Source organism: Nocardioides sp. NPDC057577 (assembly GCF_042801335.1).
GTDB lineage: Bacteria > Actinomycetota > Actinomycetes > Propionibacteriales > Nocardioidaceae > Nocardioides.
Window position 1 is genome coordinate 1 of the sequence record NZ_JBHVGB010000106.1, and the last position, 19,882, is coordinate 19,882.

Annotated in this window: 17 protein-coding genes; 4 read left to right on the forward strand and 13 right to left on the reverse strand. The window is 69.6% G+C overall.

The features are described 5' to 3' along the window. The first annotated feature begins 97 nt into the window (after positions 1-97). Positions 98-751 (forward strand): DUF2975 domain-containing protein, encoded by a 654-nt coding sequence (locus tag ACFU7D_RS19250; protein ID WP_378870031.1) that lies wholly within the window; start codon positions 98-100, stop codon positions 749-751. Next, the gene (locus ACFU7D_RS19255) at positions 748-963 is read left to right on the forward strand and encodes a helix-turn-helix domain-containing protein (RefSeq protein WP_378870033.1); all 216 of its coding nucleotides are present in this window, start codon (positions 748-750) and stop codon (positions 961-963) included. Before ACFU7D_RS19250 ends, ACFU7D_RS19255 begins: the two co-directional genes overlap by 4 nt. 2 nt (positions 964-965) lie before the next feature. On the opposite strand, the gene ACFU7D_RS19260 is transcribed toward ACFU7D_RS19255, so the two are convergent. The 10 genes from ACFU7D_RS19260 to ACFU7D_RS19305 all read right to left on the reverse strand — a co-directional run bounded on the left by ACFU7D_RS19260 (position 966) and on the right by ACFU7D_RS19305 (position 13,924). Next, positions 966-1,310 (reverse strand): hypothetical protein, encoded by a 345-nt coding sequence (locus ACFU7D_RS19260; protein ID WP_378870035.1) that lies wholly within the window; start codon positions 1,308-1,310, stop codon positions 966-968. 35 nt (positions 1,311-1,345) lie between these two features. Next, on the reverse strand, positions 1,346-2,950 hold the full coding sequence (gene menD, locus ACFU7D_RS19265) for a 2-succinyl-5-enolpyruvyl-6-hydroxy-3-cyclohexene-1-carboxylic-acid synthase (protein ID WP_378870038.1): 1,605 nt from the start codon (positions 2,948-2,950) through the stop codon (positions 1,346-1,348). Positions 2,951-2,959: 9 nt separating this feature from the next. Beyond that, positions 2,960-3,949, reverse strand: a complete 990-nt coding sequence (locus ACFU7D_RS19270; RefSeq protein WP_378870041.1) for an o-succinylbenzoate synthase — start codon at positions 3,947-3,949, stop codon at positions 2,960-2,962. Beyond that, on the reverse strand, positions 3,946-4,986 hold the full coding sequence (locus ACFU7D_RS19275; RefSeq protein WP_378870044.1) for an AMP-binding protein: 1,041 nt from the start codon (positions 4,984-4,986) through the stop codon (positions 3,946-3,948). The genes ACFU7D_RS19270 and ACFU7D_RS19275 overlap by 4 nt, the downstream gene beginning before the upstream one ends. Before the next feature lie 144 nt (positions 4,987-5,130). Further along, positions 5,131-7,074 (reverse strand): peptidoglycan DD-metalloendopeptidase family protein, encoded by a 1,944-nt coding sequence (locus ACFU7D_RS19280; RefSeq protein ID WP_378870047.1) that lies wholly within the window; start codon positions 7,072-7,074, stop codon positions 5,131-5,133. A gap of 4 nt (positions 7,075-7,078) precedes the next feature. Next, positions 7,079-7,546: a hypothetical protein gene (locus ACFU7D_RS19285; RefSeq protein ID WP_378728992.1), complete on the reverse strand. Its 468-nt coding sequence runs from the start codon at positions 7,544-7,546 to the stop codon at positions 7,079-7,081. 62 nt (positions 7,547-7,608) lie between these two features. Then, positions 7,609-9,744, reverse strand: coding sequence for a hypothetical protein (locus ACFU7D_RS19290; RefSeq protein WP_378870050.1), 2,136 nt, complete (start codon positions 9,742-9,744; stop codon positions 7,609-7,611). Next, positions 9,744-12,467, reverse strand: a complete 2,724-nt coding sequence (locus ACFU7D_RS19295; RefSeq protein ID WP_378870053.1) for an ATP-binding protein — start codon at positions 12,465-12,467, stop codon at positions 9,744-9,746. The genes ACFU7D_RS19290 and ACFU7D_RS19295 overlap by 1 nt, the downstream gene beginning before the upstream one ends. After that, positions 12,464-13,618 carry a hypothetical protein gene (locus tag ACFU7D_RS19300; protein ID WP_378870056.1) on the reverse strand — a complete coding sequence of 385 codons (1,155 nt, stop codon included), beginning with the start codon at positions 13,616-13,618 and terminating at the stop codon, positions 12,464-12,466. Before ACFU7D_RS19300 ends, ACFU7D_RS19295 begins: the two co-directional genes overlap by 4 nt. A 39-nt stretch (positions 13,619-13,657) precedes the next feature. Further along, entirely contained in the window at positions 13,658-13,924 is a 267-nt protein-coding gene (locus tag ACFU7D_RS19305; protein WP_091043078.1) for a hypothetical protein, read from the reverse strand. A gap of 461 nt (positions 13,925-14,385) precedes the next feature. Here ACFU7D_RS19305 and ACFU7D_RS19310 point away from each other — a divergent pair, with 461 nt between their 5' ends. Both ACFU7D_RS19310 and ACFU7D_RS19315 read left to right on the forward strand, forming a co-directional pair. Continuing rightward, entirely contained in the window at positions 14,386-14,559 is a 174-nt protein-coding gene (locus ACFU7D_RS19310; RefSeq protein WP_160146497.1) for a hypothetical protein, read from the forward strand. A 159-nt stretch (positions 14,560-14,718) separates the two neighbouring features. Then, positions 14,719-15,984, forward strand: a complete 1,266-nt coding sequence (locus ACFU7D_RS19315) for an MFS transporter (RefSeq protein ID WP_378870059.1) — start codon at positions 14,719-14,721, stop codon at positions 15,982-15,984. A gap of 30 nt (positions 15,985-16,014) precedes the next feature. Here ACFU7D_RS19315 and ACFU7D_RS19320 read toward each other — a convergent pair whose 3' ends face one another. The 3 genes from ACFU7D_RS19320 to mmsA form a co-directional block, all read right to left on the reverse strand. Beyond that, a complete protein-coding gene (locus ACFU7D_RS19320; protein WP_378870062.1) occupies positions 16,015-16,890 on the reverse strand; it encodes a 1,4-dihydroxy-2-naphthoate polyprenyltransferase in 876 nt (291 codons plus the stop codon). A 113-nt stretch (positions 16,891-17,003) separates the two neighbouring features. After that, positions 17,004-18,290, reverse strand: a complete 1,287-nt coding sequence (gene mmsB, locus ACFU7D_RS19325; protein WP_378729000.1) for a multiple monosaccharide ABC transporter permease — start codon at positions 18,288-18,290, stop codon at positions 17,004-17,006. A 6-nt stretch (positions 18,291-18,296) separates the two neighbouring features. Further along, positions 18,297-19,829 (reverse strand): multiple monosaccharide ABC transporter ATP-binding protein, encoded by a 1,533-nt coding sequence (gene mmsA / locus ACFU7D_RS19330; RefSeq protein WP_378870065.1) that lies wholly within the window; start codon positions 19,827-19,829, stop codon positions 18,297-18,299. Between the last annotated feature and the right edge of the window lie 53 nt (positions 19,830-19,882).

The window sequence follows — 19,882 nt, forward strand, 5'->3', positions numbered from 1 at the left end:
GACGAGATTTCCCGTCAAGATGAGCCGACTCGGCACCGCGGGGCTCGGAGCTGCTTTATCGTTTCTCGATAACATCGGGAAACGATAAGGAGTCGTCATGGCCGAGCGGGACCCCCTGGCGCCGCTGAGCACTCTGGTCGATGCCGTCTCTGCGCTCATCGTCGCGTTCGCCCTCTTCGCTGTGGTCGTCAGCGGCCTGCACTTGTTCGGCAAGGCCGATGGCGCTCACATGTTCTCCTTCTCGGACGACGTGTGTGTCGAGTCCGACTCGATCATCGTGGACACCGGCGAGGAGCTAGACACCGAACCACACACCAAGCCGGGCTCGAGGACCCTGTCCTCCGGGACGACGTTCTGCACCAAGGATCCGAGCTGGACGATGCAGTTGGCCGCGTCGGCCGGCGGGATCCTCGGCATGATGCTTCTGCTCGGAGCTGGTCTGATCGCGCGACGGTTCATCAAGGTCGCTCGACGTGAAGGGATCTTCACGGCCGGTCCGGCCGGGCTGATGCGAGCGCTGGGGTGGTTCCTGATCGCCATGGCGATCATCGGCCCGGTCGGCACGAACATCGGCGACGGGATCTTCATCGCCTCAGCCGCGGCTCCTGACCTGGACCAAACCTGGAGCTCCCAGGTGGGTAGCTCCGCCCCGGACTGGTCACCGCTGATCCTCGGGGTCTGCGCCCTCACCTTCAGCCGGGTGATGCGCCGCGGAGTGGCGCTCCAGGAAGAGGTGGCGCTGACCATATGACCGACGACGACCACCGCGTCACAGTGCATCTCGACACCCTCCTCGAGGAGCGCGGCATGACGCTCACCGAGCTCGCCGACCGGATCGGCATCACCCTGGCCAACGCGTCGATCCTCAAGAACGGCCGTGCGCGCGCGATCCGGTTCTCGACGCTCACCGCGATCTGCGACGTACTCGAGTGCCAGCCTGGCGACATCCTCCGGGTGCGCTGACCTCAGGACAGCGTCAGGGAGCCGACACCGGAGGTGTAGTGGGTCGCGTACGTCAGCTGGACCTGCTCGGGCCCGGGCGAGAGCAGGATGGTGGCGGCCTGCTGGATGTAGTCACCCTCGACGTGGACGCTGACGTGACAGGCGCGCTCGGCCGGGATCTCGAACGACACGGTCCCCCAGTAGACGACGTACTGCCGCCCGTCGATGCTCGCGATCGGCGGGAGCTTGCCCGGATTGTTGGCCAGCATCACGTTTCCGCTGGTCAGGTGCAGCACCAGAATGCGCTTCGTGCCGGTGTAGAACTCGACGTACGGCACCACGCCAGGCCACTGCTGCTCTTCGGTCACGGGCACACTGTGCCACGCCCGGGCCGGTCGCCGGCTCAGGTACGAGCGAGGGCGCGGATGGCGAGGTCGAGGTCTCGGCGGCCGTCGCGGGAGACCACCGCCTCGACGACCTCGATGCCGCCGTTCGGGCTGGCGAGGGCGGCCTCGAGCTCGGGGACGGAGGTGACCGCGAGATGCGGGATGCGGTGGGCGGCGCAGAGCGCCTCCAGCGAGGTCCCGTGCGGGGTGCCGAAGAGGCGCTCGAAGCTGTCGGCGTAGTCGTCGGCGCCCTGCTCGAGGGAGGCGAAGATCGAGCCGCCGTCGTCGTTCGCGACGACGATCGTGAGATCCGGGCGGACCTCCTCGGGACCGAGCAGCAGCCCGCCGGCGTCGTGCAGGAAGGTGACGTCACCCATCAGCGCGAGCGCCCGCGTCGACCAGGAACGACCGACGGCGGCGCCGATCGCGGTGGAGACGATGCCGTCGATGCCGGCCAGGCCGCGGTTGGCGAGCACCTTCCGTCGCCCGCCGACGTTGTTGGGGCGCATCATCAGGTCCAGGTCGCGTACGGGATTGGAGGGACCGAGCATCAGCAGCCCGCGGTCGGGCAGGGCGCGGGCTACACAGCCGGCGACGTCGTACGCCGTCATCTGCTGCTGCTCGTGGAGCAGCCGGTCCACCTGGCGACTGAGCTCGCGATCCGCGGAGCGCCACTCCTCCAGCCACGCCGGATCGGGCTCGCCCTCGACGTGGAGCCGGGTGCGGATCGTGCGGTCGACCCGGAACGGGCGCGCGGCCCAGACACCGTCGACCGGGGCCGCGATGACCTCGACGTCGGCGCGAGCCAGCAGATTGGTGACCGGCCGGGAGAGGGTCGGGTGGCCGTAGACGACGACCCGCTCGATCCGTTCGGCGAGCGGTGACTCGAGCAGCAGCCGGTAGGAGCGCAGGGCGTTGTCGCCGGTGCGCGCGCCCGAGGACGGCTCGGCGAGCAGCGGCCAACCGCCGTCCTGGGCCAGGATCCGGGAGGGCGGACCGGCGTCGTCACCGGCGACGACGACCGTGCGCGGCGTGCCGGCGCCGGTCGGGATCGACTCGTGGATCATCAGCTCGGGACGTACGGGCTCCGGACGGACCGCGATCTCCCCCGGCTGCCACCGGTCGGGCGGGGTCAGCGGGTCGTCGAGCTGGATGTTCCAGTGGACCGGGCCGCGCGCGGAGTCGAGGGCACCGATCGCGTTCTCGTCCGGTGCCTCGGCCAGGTCGACGGTCTCCACCAGCCGGCCGAAGATGCCGACCTGGTCGGTGACCTGGTTGGCACCGGTCTCCCGCAGCCGCGACGGCCGGTCGGCCGTGACGATAGCCAGCGACACCCCGGCGTGGGCGGCCTCGAGCACCGAGGGGTGCAGGTTGGCGACGGCGGTGCCGGAGGTGCACATCACCGCCGCGCGCGATCCGACCTTGGTCAGGCCGAGCGCGAAGAAGCCGGCGGAGCGCTCGTCGATCCGGGTGTGCAGCCGCAGCAGACCCGCTCGCGCGGCGTCGAGGACGGCGAACGACAACGGTGCGTTGCGTGATCCCGGCGCGACGACGATGTCGGTGACCCGCGCCTCCACGAGCGCGGTGACGACCGCCCGGGCGAGCTCAGTAGCAGTGGGCATCCATCCTCCTCAGAGCGTTTCCCGGTACGCCATCACGTCAGCCAGCCGCCTGCGCCAGAACTCCGTACGCTCCGGGGTGGCCCGCAACGCCGGGTCGGCGACGAGGCGCTCCGGGGCGGGCGAGGACCGTAGCACCGGCAGGACACCGCCGGCCGGAAGGAGCGGGACGGCGGCGATGTCCTCGGTGAACATCGAGACCGTGCCGAGCCCACAGGCATAGGGCAGCTCAGGCAGCGCCGCCGCGAGCGCGATCCCGGCGGCCATCCCGACCGATGTCTCCAGCGCCGAGGAGACCACGCACGGCAGCCCGATGTCCTCCGCGATCCGCAGGCAGGCGCGTACGCCGCCCAGCGGCTGCACCTTCAGCACGGCCACGTCGGCAGCCTCGAGATCGCGTACGCGATAGGGGTCCGCGGCCCGCCGGATCGACTCGTCCGCGGCGATCGGGACCTCCACCTTGCGGCGCACGTCGGCGAGCTCCTCGACCGTGGGGCAGGGCTGCTCGACGTACTCGAGCCCGCCGGCGGCCCTGTCCAGCACCCCGATCGCGGCGAGCGCCTCGTCGACGGTCCAGAGCCCGTTGACGTCGATCCGCACCTTGCCGGAGGGGCCGAGGGCGTCCCGGACCGCCTCGACGCGAGCGATGTCGTCGGCCAAGCTCTGGCCCGGGTCGGCGACCTTGACCTTGGCGGTCGCGCACCCGGAGCGGGTCACGATCTCGTGGGCGCGCTCCGGCCCGACCGCCGGCACAGTGGCGTTGACGGGCACGGTCTCGCGTACGGGTGTCGGCCAGTCCCCCGCGGCCGCCTCCTCGGCGCAGCGCAGCCAGGGCTCGATCTCGGGGGTGTCGTAGTCGAGGAACGGCGACCACTCGCCCCACCCGCCGGCCCCCTCGAAGCGATGTATCGAGCCTGTCGAGATGACAAGGCCCTCGCGCTCGGTGATCCCGCGGAAGCGGGTGGTCATCGGAAGGGAGAAGACATGCATCTGGTCGGTCATCGCGTCTCCGCCTCGTTGGTCGTGGCGAGCGCGAGGAGGGCCTGCCGGTCGGGCTTGCCGTTGCCGAGAAGCGGGATCTCGTCGAGCGCAACCACCTGACGGGGCGCCCAGGAGCGCGGGTGCTCGGCGGCGACCCACTCGCGGGCCGCGGCGGCGTCGATGTCGCCGACGACGAAGGCGACCAGTCGCTGGCCCCACTCCTCGTCGGGGGTGCCGAGAGCTTCCGCGGCGACGACGGCCGGGTGTTCACGGAGCCTTCTGGCGACGAGCGCCGCGGGCACCTTCACGCCGCCGGTGATCACCATGTCATCGACCCGACCGAGGATGCGGAGCCGGCCGTCCTCGTCCAGGGTGCCGGCGTCGGAGGTGAGGAACCAGCCGTCGACCAGGGCGGTCGCGGTCTGCTCGGGGTCGTCCTGATAGCCGTCGAAGAGCGTCGGGCCGCTGATCCGGACCCGGCCGTCGGTGCCGATCGCGATCCCCACGCCGTCCAGCGGCATCGCGTCGTAGACGCACCCGCCACAGGTCTCGGCCGAGCCATAGGTGGCGACCACGACGATCCCGGCCGCTTCGGCACGGGCCCGCAGCGACGGGTCGATCGGGCCACCTCCGAGCAGCAGCGTGTGGAACCCGGTCAGGGCGGCGAGGTCGTCACCGCCCGACTCGATGATCCGGTGCAGCTGGGTCGGCACCATCGAGACGAACCGCGGCCCCGGCATCATCGCTCCAGCGGCCTCGGCGAAGGATCCGTGAGCAGCGGCGATCACCGGCTCGTGGCCGGCCAGCAGCGAGCGCGCGATCACATTGGCCCCGGCGACGTACGACTCCGGCAGCGTCAGCAGCCACTGCCCGCTCGCCCCGACCCGTCGCGCCGACGCCGCTGCCGACGCCTTCATCGCCTCGCGCGACAGCATCACCCGCTTGGGCCTGCCGGTCGATCCCGAGGTCTCCACGACCCAGTGCTCCGGCCCACCCCCGGCGAGCCACTCGGCCATCGCGGCGACGGTGCCCTCAGCCCGTTCCACCGCGTCGTTCATAGAGCCAACGCTATCGCCCGCGGTGTGGGGATTCGCGGCGGGCCGGTGGGCTTCGTGCGGTGTAACACGCTGTTCGTAGGACTATCCGGTCGTTCCAATAGCGCGAGTAGTCCTACGAACAGCGTGTTACACGTGGCGCAGGCGCTACTGGCCGCGGATGTCGAAGTCCGCGACCAGGCCGTGGTGGTCGGAGTCCAGCTTGAAGGTGGCGTGGCGGGTGGGGGTGGCGGTGGAGCTCGAGCCGAGGAGCCAGTCGATGGTGCCGCCGCCGTCGTGGGTGGCCCAGCCCTGCGCGGGCGCGCCGAGGGTCTCGAAGGAGGAGGTCATCCCGGCCTTGGCCATCAACGGCTTCGGACCCCACGGATCCCCGTCGCCACCGTTGCGCGGGTAGGGCGAGTTGAGGTCGCCGGCAACGAGGACCGGGCCGTACTTCTGCAGCCCCTGCGCCAGTCCGGCGAGCTTCGCGAAGCCGCGCTGGGCCTCGTCCTTACGCGCCTGTGCGCTCTTGGCGGGCGAGGTCATGGTGTGGGTGGAGATCACCGAGATGCGCCCGGAGCCGTCGCTGCTGGCGAGGACCACCCAGGTGGCGTACCTGTTGTCGTTCTTGACTCCGGTGACCGGCTTGGTGAGCTGGACGGTGCCCTTGTCGACCGCCACCCAGCGGTCGGTGCGCCACATGACGACCGGACTCAGCGCCTGGCTCCGACGACCGTATTCATCCTCCGAGGCGCGGTAGGTGCCGTATCCCCGCACCGAGATGTCGGAGACCGTACGTGACTGGGCCTCGTTCAGGGAGACGAAGTCGGGTCCGTGCTTCATGACCTCGGCCAGGTCGGAGCGGTATCTCGAGCGGGACATGGAGACCTTGATGTTGGCCTGTGCCAGGCGGACCTGCGGGCCGGAGACGGCCGCCGGGGAGGCGCCGACCTGTCCTGCACCGGGCAGCCCGCCGACCTGCTTGGTCGCCTCGAGGGTCTTGCCGATGTTCTTCGTCAGCCACGCCGCCGGGTCCACCTGGTCCTGCAGGTAGCCGCCGCCGTGCGGGTGCACCTCGAAGTGGAGGTGGCAGCCGGTCGAGTTGCCCTCGCTGCCGACCTGCCCGATGACCTGCCCGGCCTTCACCGTCTGCCCCGCGGCCACCGAGAGCGACTGCATGTGGCCGTACCAGGTGGTCAGGTTGCCGGGTGCCGTCTGCACCTTCACCAGCCAGCGCCCCGACCAGCCCCAGCTGCCGCCCGACTCGAGGACGACGGTGCCGCCGTGGGCCGCCTGCACGGGCGTGCCACACGGCGAGGAGTAGTCGTTGCCGGTGTGCATGTTGGCCCAGTTGGAGCCGGAGTTGCCGTAGTTGCCTTGGTCGACCGCGAGGCCGGCCTGGATGGGACGTACGACGCTGGTGCTGATCCCGGCCATGCCGATCGTGCAGGACACATCCGTCGCGGTGGCCGTCAGGTCGGCGGCCGAGACCCCGTCGGCGAGCGCTGCGACGAGAGCCCGCGCCTCGTCCTCGTGCTGGGCGTACGCCAGCGGGAACGCCGAGCGCTGCACCGCCTGCGCCGCCGCGGTGACCTGCATCTTGCGCCAGCCGGGGATGTCCAGGAGCCCGGTGTTGCCGGTGTGGGTGGCGACGCCGTAGAACGCCTGGGCGGACTTGACCGGGTTCGTGATGTCGGCGACCGAACCCCAGCCGGAGACCGGGCGCTGCTGGAAGAGGCCCTGTGAGTCGCGGTCGCCGTAGTTGAGGTTGCGCAGGGTGCTCTCCTGCATCGCGGTCGCGAGCGCGATCACCCACCCGTAGGCGGGCACGCCGGACTGCTTGCCGACCGCCACGATCGTCCGGGCGTTCTGGATCTGCTCGGTGTCGAACCCGGCGATGCTGCCCTCGGGGACCTCGCCGTCCGGTCCCAGGTTGCCGGCCTGGATCGCGTTGGTCCCGCCGACACAGCCCGACTCGGCCTGGTCCTGGTTGCTCTGCTCGGTGCTCGCCAGACCACCGATGAGGATCACCAAGCCACCCGTGACCACCAGGACGAACGTGGCCACCCCGGCCACGATCCCCCAGATCAGACGCGCCTTGAAGATCCACATCGCCCTATCCCCCCGGAAGAATGTTCGCGACGTACCAGACGTTGTCCACCAGGGTCAGGTAGACGATGACCTTGGGACCGTCGGTGGCGACCTCGACGCGTGCCTCCCCGTCGGTCTGCTCGAGGACCTTCGCGGCGCCGACCACCTTGCTCGCCGGCACGGTCGCCGGGTCGGTGGTGCCCAGGGCCTGGGCCAGCGACTCGTCCGGGCGGGCGGCGTTGATCCCGGCCCACCACTCCTCGGTGGTCAGGTCGGGACGGGCCCAGGCGACGACGAACTTGGTCGCCAAGGGAGTCGGGTCCGGGACGGGCGCCGGCGATCCGCTCGCGGAGGCGCTCTGCTGCGCCGACGCGGATCCCCGGTCGGGCTGCGCGGCCGGCTCGGCGTCGGGGGCGTCGCTCACCTGGGCGATCAGCCAGATGACGAAGACGATGCCGACAACCACCGAGAAGAACCGGAACGGCGACCTCATGGGCCACCTCAGCACCGGCGCGATGACCTCCCACAGCACACCACGCGTCGTTGTCGACCGCACTACCGGGCTCCTCCTTCAGACCAGCCCTCGGACCGGCCCGGACTGTTGTCGACGGGCACCGAGCGGTTCCCGTTCGGTGAGTAGATGACGAAGACCGCGTTGCCGTCGGAGTCGTAGTCCACGTTGGCCTCCGCCACCGGGGACTGTCGCGGCGGCTCCGGCTCGCGGTCGGCGTAGGCGCCCGCGGTGTAGTCGACCGGGTTCGGCGCCTCCGGGCGGTCGTTGTTGTAGACCTGCCCGGCAGAGAACCCCGGGCGCGCCTCGTCACGGAACGCCGGCTCGTCGCGCTCGACGGAGCGCGAGTCGAACCACTGACCGGCCACCCGCTCCCCCTCCTCGCCGCTCATCGAGGACCCCAGGGCGTACGTCGGTGTGTTGCTCGCCCCGGCACCCAGCGCTCCGGCGGCCGTCACCGGCGCCTGGTTGGGCACCTGCTCGGCGGTCATCGTCGGCCGGCTGCCGGTCAGCTCGTGTCCGGGCATGTAGACGCCGCCGGGGCTCGAGACCGATCCGGTGCCCGCCGGGCCACCGCCCGGGACGGGCGGCCGGTCCTCGGCCGCGTCGCGGATCCCGGCCTCGGTGCCCGTCCGGGTGCCGACGTACGAGGAGAGCATCGAGGTCAGCCGGCCCATGCCCGGCAACGGGATGCCGTAGGCGGCGGGCCGGGTCAGGCGCCAAGCCAGCACGGTCAGCACCGCGATCAACGCCAGCTGCAGCACGAACCACATCGTCGAGCCCAAGATCGCCGAGTCCAGCCGCAGCAGCAACAGCGCGACCAGGAAGTAGATCGGGCCCATCACCAGCGGACCGACCACCCGCTTCAGCATCGCCACCGCCGCGTCCCGGGTGTGGTCCAGCATGAACAGCACCCCCGCCGCCGGCGCGAACGGCACGATCAACCGGATCAACGCGAACGACAACAAGATCGCCAACCCGGCCACCAGCAAGAACCCGCACACCACCACGACCACGACCAGGTTCACCAACGCCGTGGTCGCCCGCTGGGACCAGTGCTCGCCCTTGAAGTACTCATAGGCCACCGGGTCCGACTTCTTGACCGCCTCGGCATGCTTCTTGAACGCGTCCTGCTTGGCCTCCAGGACCTTCTTGCCATCCCCGTTCGGGTCCTTGCGGTAGGTGTCGTACTCCTGCCAGGAGAAGTGCGTCGACCGGAACACCCGCGGCCCATACCTCTTCGCCGTGGCCGAGTCGGGATCACCGAACGCACCGGCCAGCCAGGTGCGGTACTGCGTCGAACGCACCACCTCGTCCATCTGAGCATCCACGGCCTTGACCGCATCGGTCTCACCGAACTCGTCGTCACCGACACCCGGGACCGTCTTGCCGTCGTTGAACCCGGTCGCGATCATCCCCGTCGCCGACCGGACCCCCTCATCGACCAGCTTGGTCGACTCCACCGGGTACTGGATCAGCCAGGAGGTCACCACCAGCACACCCAGCGCCCAACCCGCCGCGGTCACCGCCCGCGCGAACCGGCCATCCCGCGCGCGGATCATCACCGTCGCCGCCACCAGCAACAGCACCACGCTCACCCACGGCGCCCACACCCCGTCGGTGACCGCCTTGCTCGCCGCCACGATCGGGTCGTCCAGCGCCCTCAGGAACGAATCCTCACCGATCACCGCGTTCAGCAACGCATGCGACCAGTTCGGCAGGATCCCCGAGATCTCCAACATGATGTTGCCGATCGAGGTCCCCGCCCCCGCCACGAACTGCCCCGTGCACCCGTTGTCATAGGTCCACCACTGCGGAGTCGTGCCGTAGGCCGACTCCAACGAGACCTCGTCCTTGTTGCGGAACGGATCCAGCTCGTCGTTGACCTTCTCCGGGTCGTTCAGCTCCGTGCCCGCCTTCGACGCCGCCCCCAACGCCGTCATCCGCACGATGAAGCTGCCGTCCCCGTAGGGAGAAGCCGGCATCGGCGCGTCCAGGTTGTTGCACGCATCGCTCACACCCGAGAGCCCACCCGTCGGATCGAACGGGATCGGGATATCGATCCCCCTCGGCCCCGCAGCCGCCGGACCGGCGACGGACAGCAGAGCGACCACGAGTACGACGAGGGCAGCGGCCCTACGGCGCAGGGCTGCCCTGTGGTGGGTGGGGCGCGGCGGCATCAGCCGATCCCGTCCCCGGAGAGCTCGGTCCTGGGAAGATCGGTCGGCTCGCCGCCGATGGCTCGGCTGACGCGGCGGGTGGGGTCGGCGGTGGTGTTGAGCGCCTCCTGCAGACCCGGGTGGTGGTTGAGGGTGACCTTGATGATCTCCATGCCGCCGTGACCGGTGTCGCCACCGAGGCCGTCGCGGTAGATGAACTCGCGGTAGCCGAGCTGCTCGTCACCACGCCTGGTGCGCGGCGAGAGCCGCGCCAGGATCGACTCGTAGCCCAGGCCCTCGGGCTTGCCGAGCAGCTTGAGCGCGTCGCGCTGGGCACTCTCGTCCTGCGTACGTCCCACGAAGGCCGCCCCGACGAAGTTGTTGATGTCGGAGCCCAGGATCGCGGAGGCATTCTGGGTCGAGACCAGCGCTGCGCAGTTGTTCTTGCGGGAGTCGCTGGAGAGCTTGTGGACCAGGGCCCGCCCGGTGCCACCACTCGCCTGGGTGACCTCGTGGGCCTCGTCGAGCGCGAACAGCTTCCGCTCGTTGGGGTCGCTGCGGTAGATCAGGTGCAGCGCGGACCAGGCGGCGAGGGTCATGATCGGCCGCGCCATCTGCTCCTCGGCACTCCACTCCTCGCGCGGCACGTGCTCGGGCGGGGTGTTGAGTCCCTTGAGGTTGTAGAAGGTGAACGGCGTGCCCTTCAGCTCCTTGTCGGACTGCAGGAAGTCGTTGCCGAAGAAGAGGCGGCCGAGCTCACGCTCACGGGCGGCGGCGAGCTCGCGGCCGATCTCGTGGTCACCGCCGTCGCCCTCGAAGAGCATCTTCACGATCGTCGAGGTGTCGGCGCCGCGGTCGGCCTGCGCCTCCATGACGCGGGCGCGGATGCGCTTGAGCACCTCCTCGTTGTTGGCCAGTCCGACCGGGAGGCAGGAGCGGAGCACCGAGACGGTCAGGTCGCGGCGCTGCTGTACGGCCGCGGACCGCTCCCGATGGAGCCGCTCGGCGAACTCGTGGTCCGACATCGCCTCGGCGCGGATCAGCTCCGGGTTGGGGTCGGGGACGACGGCGTACGGCGACAGGCTTCCCGGTCGACCGCCGAGGACGTCGACGCTGCGGGCGCGGGCGGGCACCTGCTGGCCGTTGAAGACGCCGCCGCCGATCTCGGGCAGCGTCATCAGCCGCTGCAGCCGCCCGGCCGGGTCCATGGCGACACCGTGGATGCCGGACAGGATCGACATGTAGATGACGACGCCCATCAGGGTCGACTTACCGGAACCGGGCGTGCCGACGAGCGGGATCAGGCCGGCCTGCTCCATGACCTCGGTCAGGTACCACGGGTCCATCAGCACGGCCCGGGACGCCATCGCGGAGGTCTCGCCGAGGTAGAAGCCGCGCTTGTCGCCGACCTCGGCGGTGACCGCCGGGAGCCCGGCGGCGACCTTGAGGACCGGGAACTTCCGGGCGTGGGCGGTCGACGCGAGCGGCTCGCCCGGGACGAACTCGCGAGCCAGGTGATACTGCCCCAGCTGGCGGGTGATCTTGATCTGCGGCCGGTAGAGGTCGACGACCTTCTGCGCCTTGTCGAGCGCCTCCGCCTCGCTGCGGCCGGTGACGGCGATCCGGTACCAGCCTCTGGTCCGGGTGGACAGGCCCGTGAACTCCGAGCGCATCTCGTCCTCGACGTCGGCGGCTCGGCCGGCCTGACGGGAGAGCTGCTTGGGAGGCCGCTTGCCGTGGTCGTCGGACCAGTGGCTGACCTGGCCGTCGATGCGGCGGGTCAGAGACGCCATCTCGCGGGAGACGTCATCCGGCGAGCGGGGCTCGACCCGGAACGACCACTCCACCGGGAAGCCGAGCGCATCGGTCTTCGCCATCCACGGCGCGTGGGTCTCCGGAACCTCGATATCGCCGATCCGGGAAACCGTCAGCACGCACACGTGGCTGGTCTCCTGGCGGCCACCGATGCTGCTGGTGACCTGCACCGTCGGCGCCAGCGGCTCGGCCGACCAGGCGACCGACTCGAACCACTCGGCCATGTCGTCGGTGTCGAGGAAGTTCTGCTGGGCCTCACCCGGCTCGGGCACCGGGATCTTGGCGCCCAGGGAGAGCGAACGGGCGATCATCCACTCCATGTCGTGACCGACCGCCGGCCGCGCGGAGAAGCCCGGACGCGACATCACCCGGTTGACCGTGTCGAGGCGCTCGCTGATCGCGGCCATCTCGCGCTCGGCGGCACCGGCGGAGAACTTCGCCAGCGTCCTCACCGTCGCGTCGCGGCGGCCCAGGTCGACGCCGTAGTAGACCAGCTTGTCCGCCTGGCTGTGGGCGGCCATGTGGGCCTGGTTGCGCGCCATCATCTCCTCGAACCCGGGCTGCGGGTCGGGAGCGTTGGCGAACGCGGCATGCGCCCAGTGACGTACGGGATAGGGGCGGGTGGTGACCCGGCCGTGGACCGTGTTGCCGACCAGGTCGGCCAGCTGGCTCGCCTGGTCGGTGATCAGGGCCTCGAGGTCCGAGTGGGCGCGGAACGACCAGGTCTGCGGCTCGGCGAGGTACCAGGCGATGATCCGGTCGCTGGTGAAGGTCAGGTGACCGCGCACCTCCTCCAGCGCCCACGTATCGCCTCTCGGCTCACGGACGCCCTTCGAGTCGTCGCCGCCCCGGCCGAAGACGCTCTTGCGTCCCGGCTTGGGCTTCTCGAAGCCAGGCCCGTAGGCCCGCTCCGTTCGCGGCCGCCTCATGCGGTTCCTCCGTCGTTGGGTGCGTCGTCGCCGTCGAGGCGCTTGCGGTAGTCGTCCACGCTCTGCGGGCGCCCGTCAGGCACCGCCCGCTCGTCCTGATTGTCCCTGGGACGGGTGCTCCCCGAGGGGGCATCGTCGAAGTCGTCCCATTCGTCGGCCTCGTCCCATTCCTCGTCGAACCCTGGCTCCGGCGCGATCACCACGGCCGGCCTGACCGCATGCGAGAGCGGCTGCCGGGCTGGCCTGGGCGCGGACTCCTGGGCAGGCGGTGGCGGTGGCGGAGGAGGCGGCGGGGGTGGCGGTGGCGCCGCAGTGGGCTGGGCCGGGGGCGCAGGCGGGGCAGGCGGCGCGGGCTGCTCCGGCTCCTGCCGGGCCTGCCACGGCGCGCCACCCTTCCACGGAACGTCGCGGGGCTCACGCGGCGAGGAGGACGGTCTGCTCGACCAGCCGCCCTTCGCCGGACGTACGCCGGTGGCGTGCTGCTGCCTCGCAGGCTGTGCCTCGGGCTGGACCGAGAGGTGGGCCGGGAGCGGCTCCTCGACGACCTTCGCCTCGATCACCGGTCGCACGGGCGCGGCCTTGCCGCGTACCGGCCCCGCTGAAGCGAAGCCCGAAGCAGTGTGTCCCGCTGAAGCGAAGCCCGAAGCAGTATGTCCCGCTGACGCGACGTGTCCGGTCTGGGCACTCGGGGTCGAGGTGACGACCGTCGCCTGCAGCGCCCTCGGCGAGGGGGTGCCACCCGGCTGCTGCGCGAACCGCCGGCCGGGTCGCCGCATGGCCTTCGCCCAGCCGCCGCGGGGGCTCGTGGCGTGCCGGAAGGCGACAGCCGCGCCGCCCGCGTACTGGGCGCTGGTCTCCACGCGCGGCGTGGTCAGCTCGTGCCAGAAGGTCATCAGCCAGGCGCCGGCCGAGCTCTCCGAGCTGATGTAGTCGGAGGCCTTCATCGAGAGGAAGGAGGCGCCGATCAGCCACAGCCCCATGCTCAGCAGCGTCACTGGCATGCCGAGCTTGCGCAGCAGCACAAGCGTCAATGGTGCGATCACCAGAAAGAGGAAGATGGTGCGATAACGCATCTCCCCGATGTAGCGACGAGGGGGGCCGAGATAGGTCTGGTCGACCTCGTACAGCTCGTCGTCGTCAGGCAGCCTCATCCCCGAGATCCCTCCCTGGGTTAGCTAACGGGACCGGGTTCACCCCTTGAAGAGACCAGCCATCCACTGACCGAGGTCCGTGGCGTTGTTGCCCACGGCCAGGCCGAGGACGCCGAGACCGATGATCAGGCCACCGACGATCGTGACGGCCTTGGAGATGTTCCCGCTGCGGGCAGCCCACAGGACCGTGACGCCCAAGATCAGGACGACCAGCGTGATGATGTTGTCGGTGATCCACTCGGCCAGGCCGCCGGTGCCATACTCGGCGGCTTGAGTCGTACTTTGAATCAACTGGTGCGGTGCCATTGTTCTGCTCCCTTTCCCGAGGTGAGGTGTGGTTGCCGGAAGTATTCGGTTGTCCCGCCCGGCGCAGCCCCATGCGGCACCGGTGGGTGGAGGCGCCTTGCCCCTCCCGCGGGCTGACGCGAACTCCCGGGCATCGGCATTTCTGGACAAACGCCACCGCCATGTGAGACGAGCGTAGTCCCCAGACCGCCGTAACGCACCTCGTTCCACCTGACGACACGTGCTCACCGCGCGCCTGCGGGCGCACCGGACGACCGCCTTGCCAAGGCCGCCATGCCACAGACCGGACCGCTGGGCGCGACACTGTCCCGCTCAGTGGTCTCCTTCGCTGAATTCTTGCGAGGGGAGGCTAACTTCAGGGAATCTATATCCCGGTGCATCCTCGCGAATTTCGCGCGCTTGCGTCCGGATTCGCGAATTTACACAACATTCAATCGGATTTCTCGGGAGGACGAGCTCACATGGACAAGAAGAAGATCTTCATCGTCATCGGCGCCCTGTTCGTCGGGTTTTGGCTGTTCACCGATCCGCAGGGGCTGACCAGCACGGTCTCGGCCATCGCCGGCGGCATCTGGGGCGTCACCACCGACGTCTTCGGCGGCGTGATCGGCACGATCGAGGGCTCCACCCGCTGACCTCGCCCTGACCTACGCCGACGCCCGGGCGTCGGCGCGATGGACTCCTTTTTCTTCGCTGCCGGTTTGGGGACCGATCAGCACGGATAACTGTTTGACGTCGGACGCCGCGATGACAAGACTGCACTTGTCTCGATGTCAAGATAGTTCGGAGTCGTCTTGTCCCCTCACTTCATCCGGTTGAGGGACAAGGTCCTCTCAGACGACCCGCTCATCCGGGCGATGTCGTACCAGTCGGTGCTCTCGGCCTTCGCCGAAGGCACCTTTCTCACCGGTTCGGCGGTCTTCTTCACCCAGATCGTCGGCCTCTCCGCCGCACAGGTCGGCCTCGGTCTCACGATCGCGGGCGCTGCAACCTTCTTGTTCGCCGTCCCCCTGGGCCGACTCGCGGATCGTCTCGGCACCCGGTTCAGCTGGATCGCCGGTGCCGTACTCCAGGCGCTGCTGTTCGGTGCCTGGGTTCTCGTCGGCAACTTCGCCGCGTACGTCGCCGTCGAGGTGCTCCTCGCGCTCGCCTCCTCCTGGCAGCGGTCGGGTCGCGACGCCTACCGGATCTCGGTCTTCCCCGCAGCGACCCGAGTGCGCTCGTTCGCCTACATGCGGGCCGCCCGCAACGTCGGCTACACGCTCGGCGCCCTGGCCAGCGGTCTCGCTCTGGCCGCCGATTCCAACACCCTGATCAAGGCCGTCCCGCTGATGACCGCCGTGGTCCTCCTGGTCAACGCCTACTGGATCTCGCGCCTCCCCCACCTCGCCACGGCTGCCTCTCCCGGCGACATGAAGCCGGACGTACGCGACCGCCTCGGCGCCCTGCGCAACCGCGCGTTCCTCGCGACGACCTTCTTCGACGGCGTGCTCGGCACCCATCAGGTCCTGCTCAACGTCGTCATCCCGCTGTGGCTGGTCCAGGAGACCGACGCCCCACGGGTGCTACTGGCCTGGCTGTTCGGCACCAACACCGTCATGGCCGTCGGGCTGCAGGTGATCGCCGCCCGCGGGGTGACCGACGTGACGACATCACTGAAGGCCCAGCGCCGCGGCGCGCTCTGCTTCCTGGCCTCCTGCGCGATCATCGCGGTCACCCACGACACCGTCGGCCTGATCACGATCGCCCTCGTCTGGCTCGGCCACGTGACCGTCACCGGCGCCGAGCTCTTCCAGTCCGCCGGCGAGTGGGGTCTGGTCGCCGATCTCTCCGACCCGGAGCACCGCGGCGACTACCAGGGCGCCGCCCAGGTCGGCTACACCCTCGGCACCGTCTGGGCCCCTGCGGCGTACACCTTCCTGGCCATGGAGCTCGGCCATCTCGGCTGGGCCATCATCGCCGGGATCATCGTCATCGCCGCGATCGGCGTCCACCCCTCCGCCCGCGCCGCTGAGCGCTACCTCGCCCGCCGGGCCCAGCCCGTCCCCGCGCCGGCGTAGCGCCGGCGTAGCGCACCTCGCGGCAGGGCCTCAGACGAACAGCAGAGGTACGCCGACGAGCAGCCCCCACACCAGCGTGGCCATCCCGGTCTGCTGCAGGACGGGGATCAGGCGCGGGCCGAGGTTGGCGCGGTCGAGGATGGTGCGTACGCCCTGCGCGGCGACGGCGATGAAGCCGAGACCGAGCAGCGCCCACCAGGACGTCGTCAGGGCCACGAGCACCACGGAGACGGCGGCGACGGCGACGAGGGCGACGTAGAGCCAGCGGGTCCGGGCGTCGCCGAGGCGTACGGCGAGAGTGATCTTCCCGGACTCGGTGTCGCCGGGGATGTCGCGGAGGTTGTTGGCGACGAGCAGCGCAGAGGTGATCGCGCCGATCCCGACACCGGCCCACAACGCGCCCCACTCCCAGCTCTGCGTCTGGACGAAGGTCGTACCGATGACCGCGACGAGCCCGAAGAAGACGAAGACCATGACCTCGCCGAGCCCGGCGTAACCGTAGGGGCGCGAGCCGCCGGTGTAGTACCAGGCCGCGATCATGCAGACCAGCCCCCCGAGGATCAGCCACCATGCCGAGGTCAGCGCCAGCACCAGGCCGGCGACCGCGGCGATCCCGAAGGCGATGAACGCGGCGCGCTTGACCGCGGCCGGCGCGGCGAGGCCGGAGCCGGTCAGCCGCAGCGGGCCCACCCGCTCGTCGTCGGTCCCCCGGATCCCGTCGGAGTAGTCGTTGGCGTAGTTGACCGCCACCTGCAGCGCCAGCGCCACCACGAGGGCGAGCAGCGCCTTCCACCAGACCAGGCCACCGGCGTACGCAGCCACCCCGGTGCCGGCGATGACCGGCGCGAGCGCCGCGGGGAGTGTGCGAGGACGGGCTCCCTGGAGCCACTGAGCGGAGTTTGCCACCCCGCTATTCAACACCTGGGGTCCGGCGAGCAAGCCCCGGGGTGACACCGAAAACCCAGCGACCCCTGCCCGGGGGGAGGCAGGGGTCGAGGGGTGGGGGTGTGAGGGGTGGATCAGGTCTTCGGAGGATCGTTGGAGTCGACGCTCAGCTCGGCCTCCATGGCCTCGATCTCCTCGGCCAGCTTGTCGGGCGGCGGAGCGCTGGGCTCGGCCGCCTCGGCACCGGCACCACCGGACCCTGCCGTGCGGCGCTTGTTCCACACGTCGAAGGCGACGGCGAGCAGGAGCACGAGGCCCTTGATGGCCTGCTGCCAGTCGATAGAGACACCGAGCAGCGACATGCCGTTGTTGAGGACACCCATGACGAGACCACCGATGATCGCGCCGACGACGGTGCCGACACCGCCGGTGACGGCGGCGCCACCGATGAAGGCGGCGGCGATCGCGTCGAGCTCGAAGTTCACGCCGGCCTTGGGGTTCGCGGCGGTCAGGCGGGCGGTCGTGACCAGGCCCGCGAGGCCCGACAGCAGACCCATGTTCACCATGACCAGGAAGTCGACCCGCTTGGTGTTGACGCCGGACATCGTGGCCGCGTCGACGTTGCCACCGATCGCGTAGACGTGGCGGCCGAAGACGGTCTTGTTCATGATGAACGTGTAGACCACGATCAGCCCGGCCAGGATCAGGCCGACGATCGGCAGCCCGCGCGCGTCGGCGAGCAGGTAGGCGAAGTACATGATCACGATCGTCAGCAGCGCCAGCTTCACCACGAAGAGCGGGAACGGCAGGACGTCGAAGTTGTAGGCCATCTGGGCGTTGCGGCGGCGCACCTCGAGGAAGATCAGCACACCGACGGCGGCCACCGCGATGAGGAGCGTCAGGTTGTGCAGCCCGGTGTCCGGCCCGATCTCGGGCAGGAAGCCGTTGCCGATCGCCTTGAACTGCTCGGGCAGACCACCGACGGTCGCGCCCTTGAGCACGACCAGGGTGAGCCCGCGGAAGAGCAGCATCGAGGCCAGCGTGACGATGAACGCCGGGATCCCGACGTACGCCACCCAGAAGCCGTGCCAGGCGCCGATGGCGGTGCCGATCAGCAGGCCGAGGAAGACGGCCAGCCACCACGGGAAGTCGTACTGGGTCATCATGATCGCCGCGGCCGCGCCGACGAAGGCGGCCACAGAGCCGACCGAGAGGTCGATGTGGCGCGCCACGATCACGATCACCATGCCGATGGCCAGGATCAGGATCTGGGCGTTCTGGACGACCAGGTTGGAGACGTTGAGCGGCTTGAGCAGCACGCCTTCGGTCGAGATCTGGAAGAGGATGACGATCGCCGCCAGAGCGATGATCATCCCGTACTGGCGGACGTTCCCGCGCAGCGTGTTGAGCAGGGCATTCATCGGGGGTTACTTCCTCGCGTCCGCGGTCATGTAGCGCATCAGGGACTCCTGGGTGGCCTCTGAGCGGTCGAACTCATGGGTGATCACGCCCTCGGCGAGCGTGTAGATGCGATCACACAGACCGAGCAGCTCGGGCAGCTCGGAGGAGATCACCAGTACGCCGCGACCGCTGCGGGCGAGCTCCTGGATGATCCCGTAGATCTCGTACTTGGCGCCGACGTCGATGCCTCGGGTCGGCTCGTCGAGGATCAGCAGCTTCGGGTCGGTGTACATCCACTTGGACAGCACCACCTTCTGCTGGTTGCCGCCGGAGAGCTTGCCGACCCCGGCAGTGATCGAGGGCGCCTTGATGTTGAGGTTCTTGCGGTAGCCCTCGGCGACCACGACCTCCTTGTGCTCGTCGACGACCATCCCGGAGCGCAGCTTCTTCAGCGCCGCCGAAGTGATCGAGGTCTTGATGTCGTCGATGAGGTTGAGCCCGAGGCCCTTGCGGTCCTCCGAGACGTACGCGATGCCGGCATCGATCGCCTGGGTGACCGTGTTGAGCTGCAGCTCCGCGCCGTCGAGCACCAGCGAGCCGGACGTCCGGGAGCCGTAGGAGCGCCCGAAGATCGACCGCGCCAGCTCCGTACGTCCCGCGCCCATCATCCCCGCGATGCCGACGATCTCGCCGGCTCGCACGGACAGGTTGGCCTGGCGGATGACCTCACGATGGCTGTCCTGCGGGTGCATGACGGTCCAGTCGCGCACCGCGAAGAGGACGTCTCCGATGGAGGGGGTGTGATCGGGGAAGCGGTTCTCGAGGTCACGGCCGACCATCCCGCGGATGATCCGGTCCTCGTCCACGCCACCGGCGGCGACGGAGAGGGTCTCGATGCTCTGGCCGTCACGGATGATCGTGATCTCGTCGGCGATCTGCTCGATCTCGTTCAGCTTGTGGCTGATCATGATCGAGGTGATCCCCTTCTCCTTCAGCCCCTCCAGGAGCGCGAGAAGGTGCTGGGAGTCGTCGTCGTTGAGGGCGGCGGTCGGCTCGTCGAGGATGAGCAGCTTGACCTCCTTCGAGAGCGCCTTGGCGATCTCGACCAGCTGCTGCTTGCCGATACCGAGGTTCTTCACCGGCGTCAGCGGGTTCTCCCGCAGGCCGACCCGCGCGAGCAGGTCGATCGCCTCGCGGTTGGCGCGGCCCCAGTCGATGATCCCGCGCTTGGCGGTCTCGTTGCCGAGGAAGATGTTCTCCGCGATCGAGAGCTCGGGGATGAGGGCGAGCTCCTGGTGGATGATCACGATGCCGGCGGCTTCGCTCTGCCGGATGTTGGCGAACTTCGCGGTCTCGCCCTCGAAGACGATGTCGCCGCTGTAGGTGCCGTGGGGGTAGACCCCGCTGAGCACCTTCATCAGGGTGCTCTTGCCGGCGCCGTTCTCACCGCAGATCGCGTGGATGTCACCGCGGTTGACGACGAGGTTGACGTCGGCGAGCGCCTTGACGCCGGGGAACTCCTTGGTGATGCCGCGCATCTCCAGGATCGGTGAGCTCATGTGGTTCCTGCTATCTGGCCAGGTGCAGGCGTGGGCCCGGTCCGGAGGGACCC

Excerpts from the sequence above, each read along its gene's own strand:
- ACFU7D_RS19285 (WP_378728992.1), bottom strand. The coding sequence starts at position 7,546 with ATGAGGTCGCCGTTCCGGTTCTTCTCGGTGGTTGTCGGCATCGTCTTC.
- ACFU7D_RS19310 (WP_160146497.1), top strand. The coding sequence starts at position 14,386 with ATGGACAAGAAGAAGATCTTCATCGTCATCGGCGCCCTGTTCGTCGGG.
- menD (WP_378870038.1), bottom strand. The coding sequence starts at position 2,950 with ATGCCCACTGCTACTGAGCTCGCCCGGGCGGTCGTCACCGCGCTCGTG.
- ACFU7D_RS19295 (WP_378870053.1), bottom strand. The coding sequence starts at position 12,467 with ATGAGGCGGCCGCGAACGGAGCGGGCCTACGGGCCTGGCTTCGAGAAG.
- ACFU7D_RS19250 (WP_378870031.1), top strand. The coding sequence starts at position 98 with ATGGCCGAGCGGGACCCCCTGGCGCCGCTGAGCACTCTGGTCGATGCC.
- ACFU7D_RS19255 (WP_378870033.1), top strand. The coding sequence starts at position 748 with ATGACCGACGACGACCACCGCGTCACAGTGCATCTCGACACCCTCCTC.
- ACFU7D_RS19290 (WP_378870050.1), bottom strand. The coding sequence starts at position 9,744 with ATGCCGCCGCGCCCCACCCACCACAGGGCAGCCCTGCGCCGTAGGGCC.
- mmsB (WP_378729000.1), bottom strand. The coding sequence starts at position 18,290 with ATGAATGCCCTGCTCAACACGCTGCGCGGGAACGTCCGCCAGTACGGG.
- mmsA (WP_378870065.1), bottom strand. The coding sequence starts at position 19,829 with ATGAGCTCACCGATCCTGGAGATGCGCGGCATCACCAAGGAGTTCCCC.
- ACFU7D_RS19300 (WP_378870056.1), bottom strand. The coding sequence starts at position 13,618 with ATGAGGCTGCCTGACGACGACGAGCTGTACGAGGTCGACCAGACCTAT.
- ACFU7D_RS19270 (WP_378870041.1), bottom strand. The coding sequence starts at position 3,949 with ATGACCGACCAGATGCATGTCTTCTCCCTTCCGATGACCACCCGCTTC.
- ACFU7D_RS19280 (WP_378870047.1), bottom strand. The coding sequence starts at position 7,074 with ATGTGGATCTTCAAGGCGCGTCTGATCTGGGGGATCGTGGCCGGGGTG.
- ACFU7D_RS19275 (WP_378870044.1), bottom strand. The coding sequence starts at position 4,986 with ATGAACGACGCGGTGGAACGGGCTGAGGGCACCGTCGCCGCGATGGCC.
- ACFU7D_RS19305 (WP_091043078.1), bottom strand. The coding sequence starts at position 13,924 with ATGGCACCGCACCAGTTGATTCAAAGTACGACTCAAGCCGCCGAGTAT.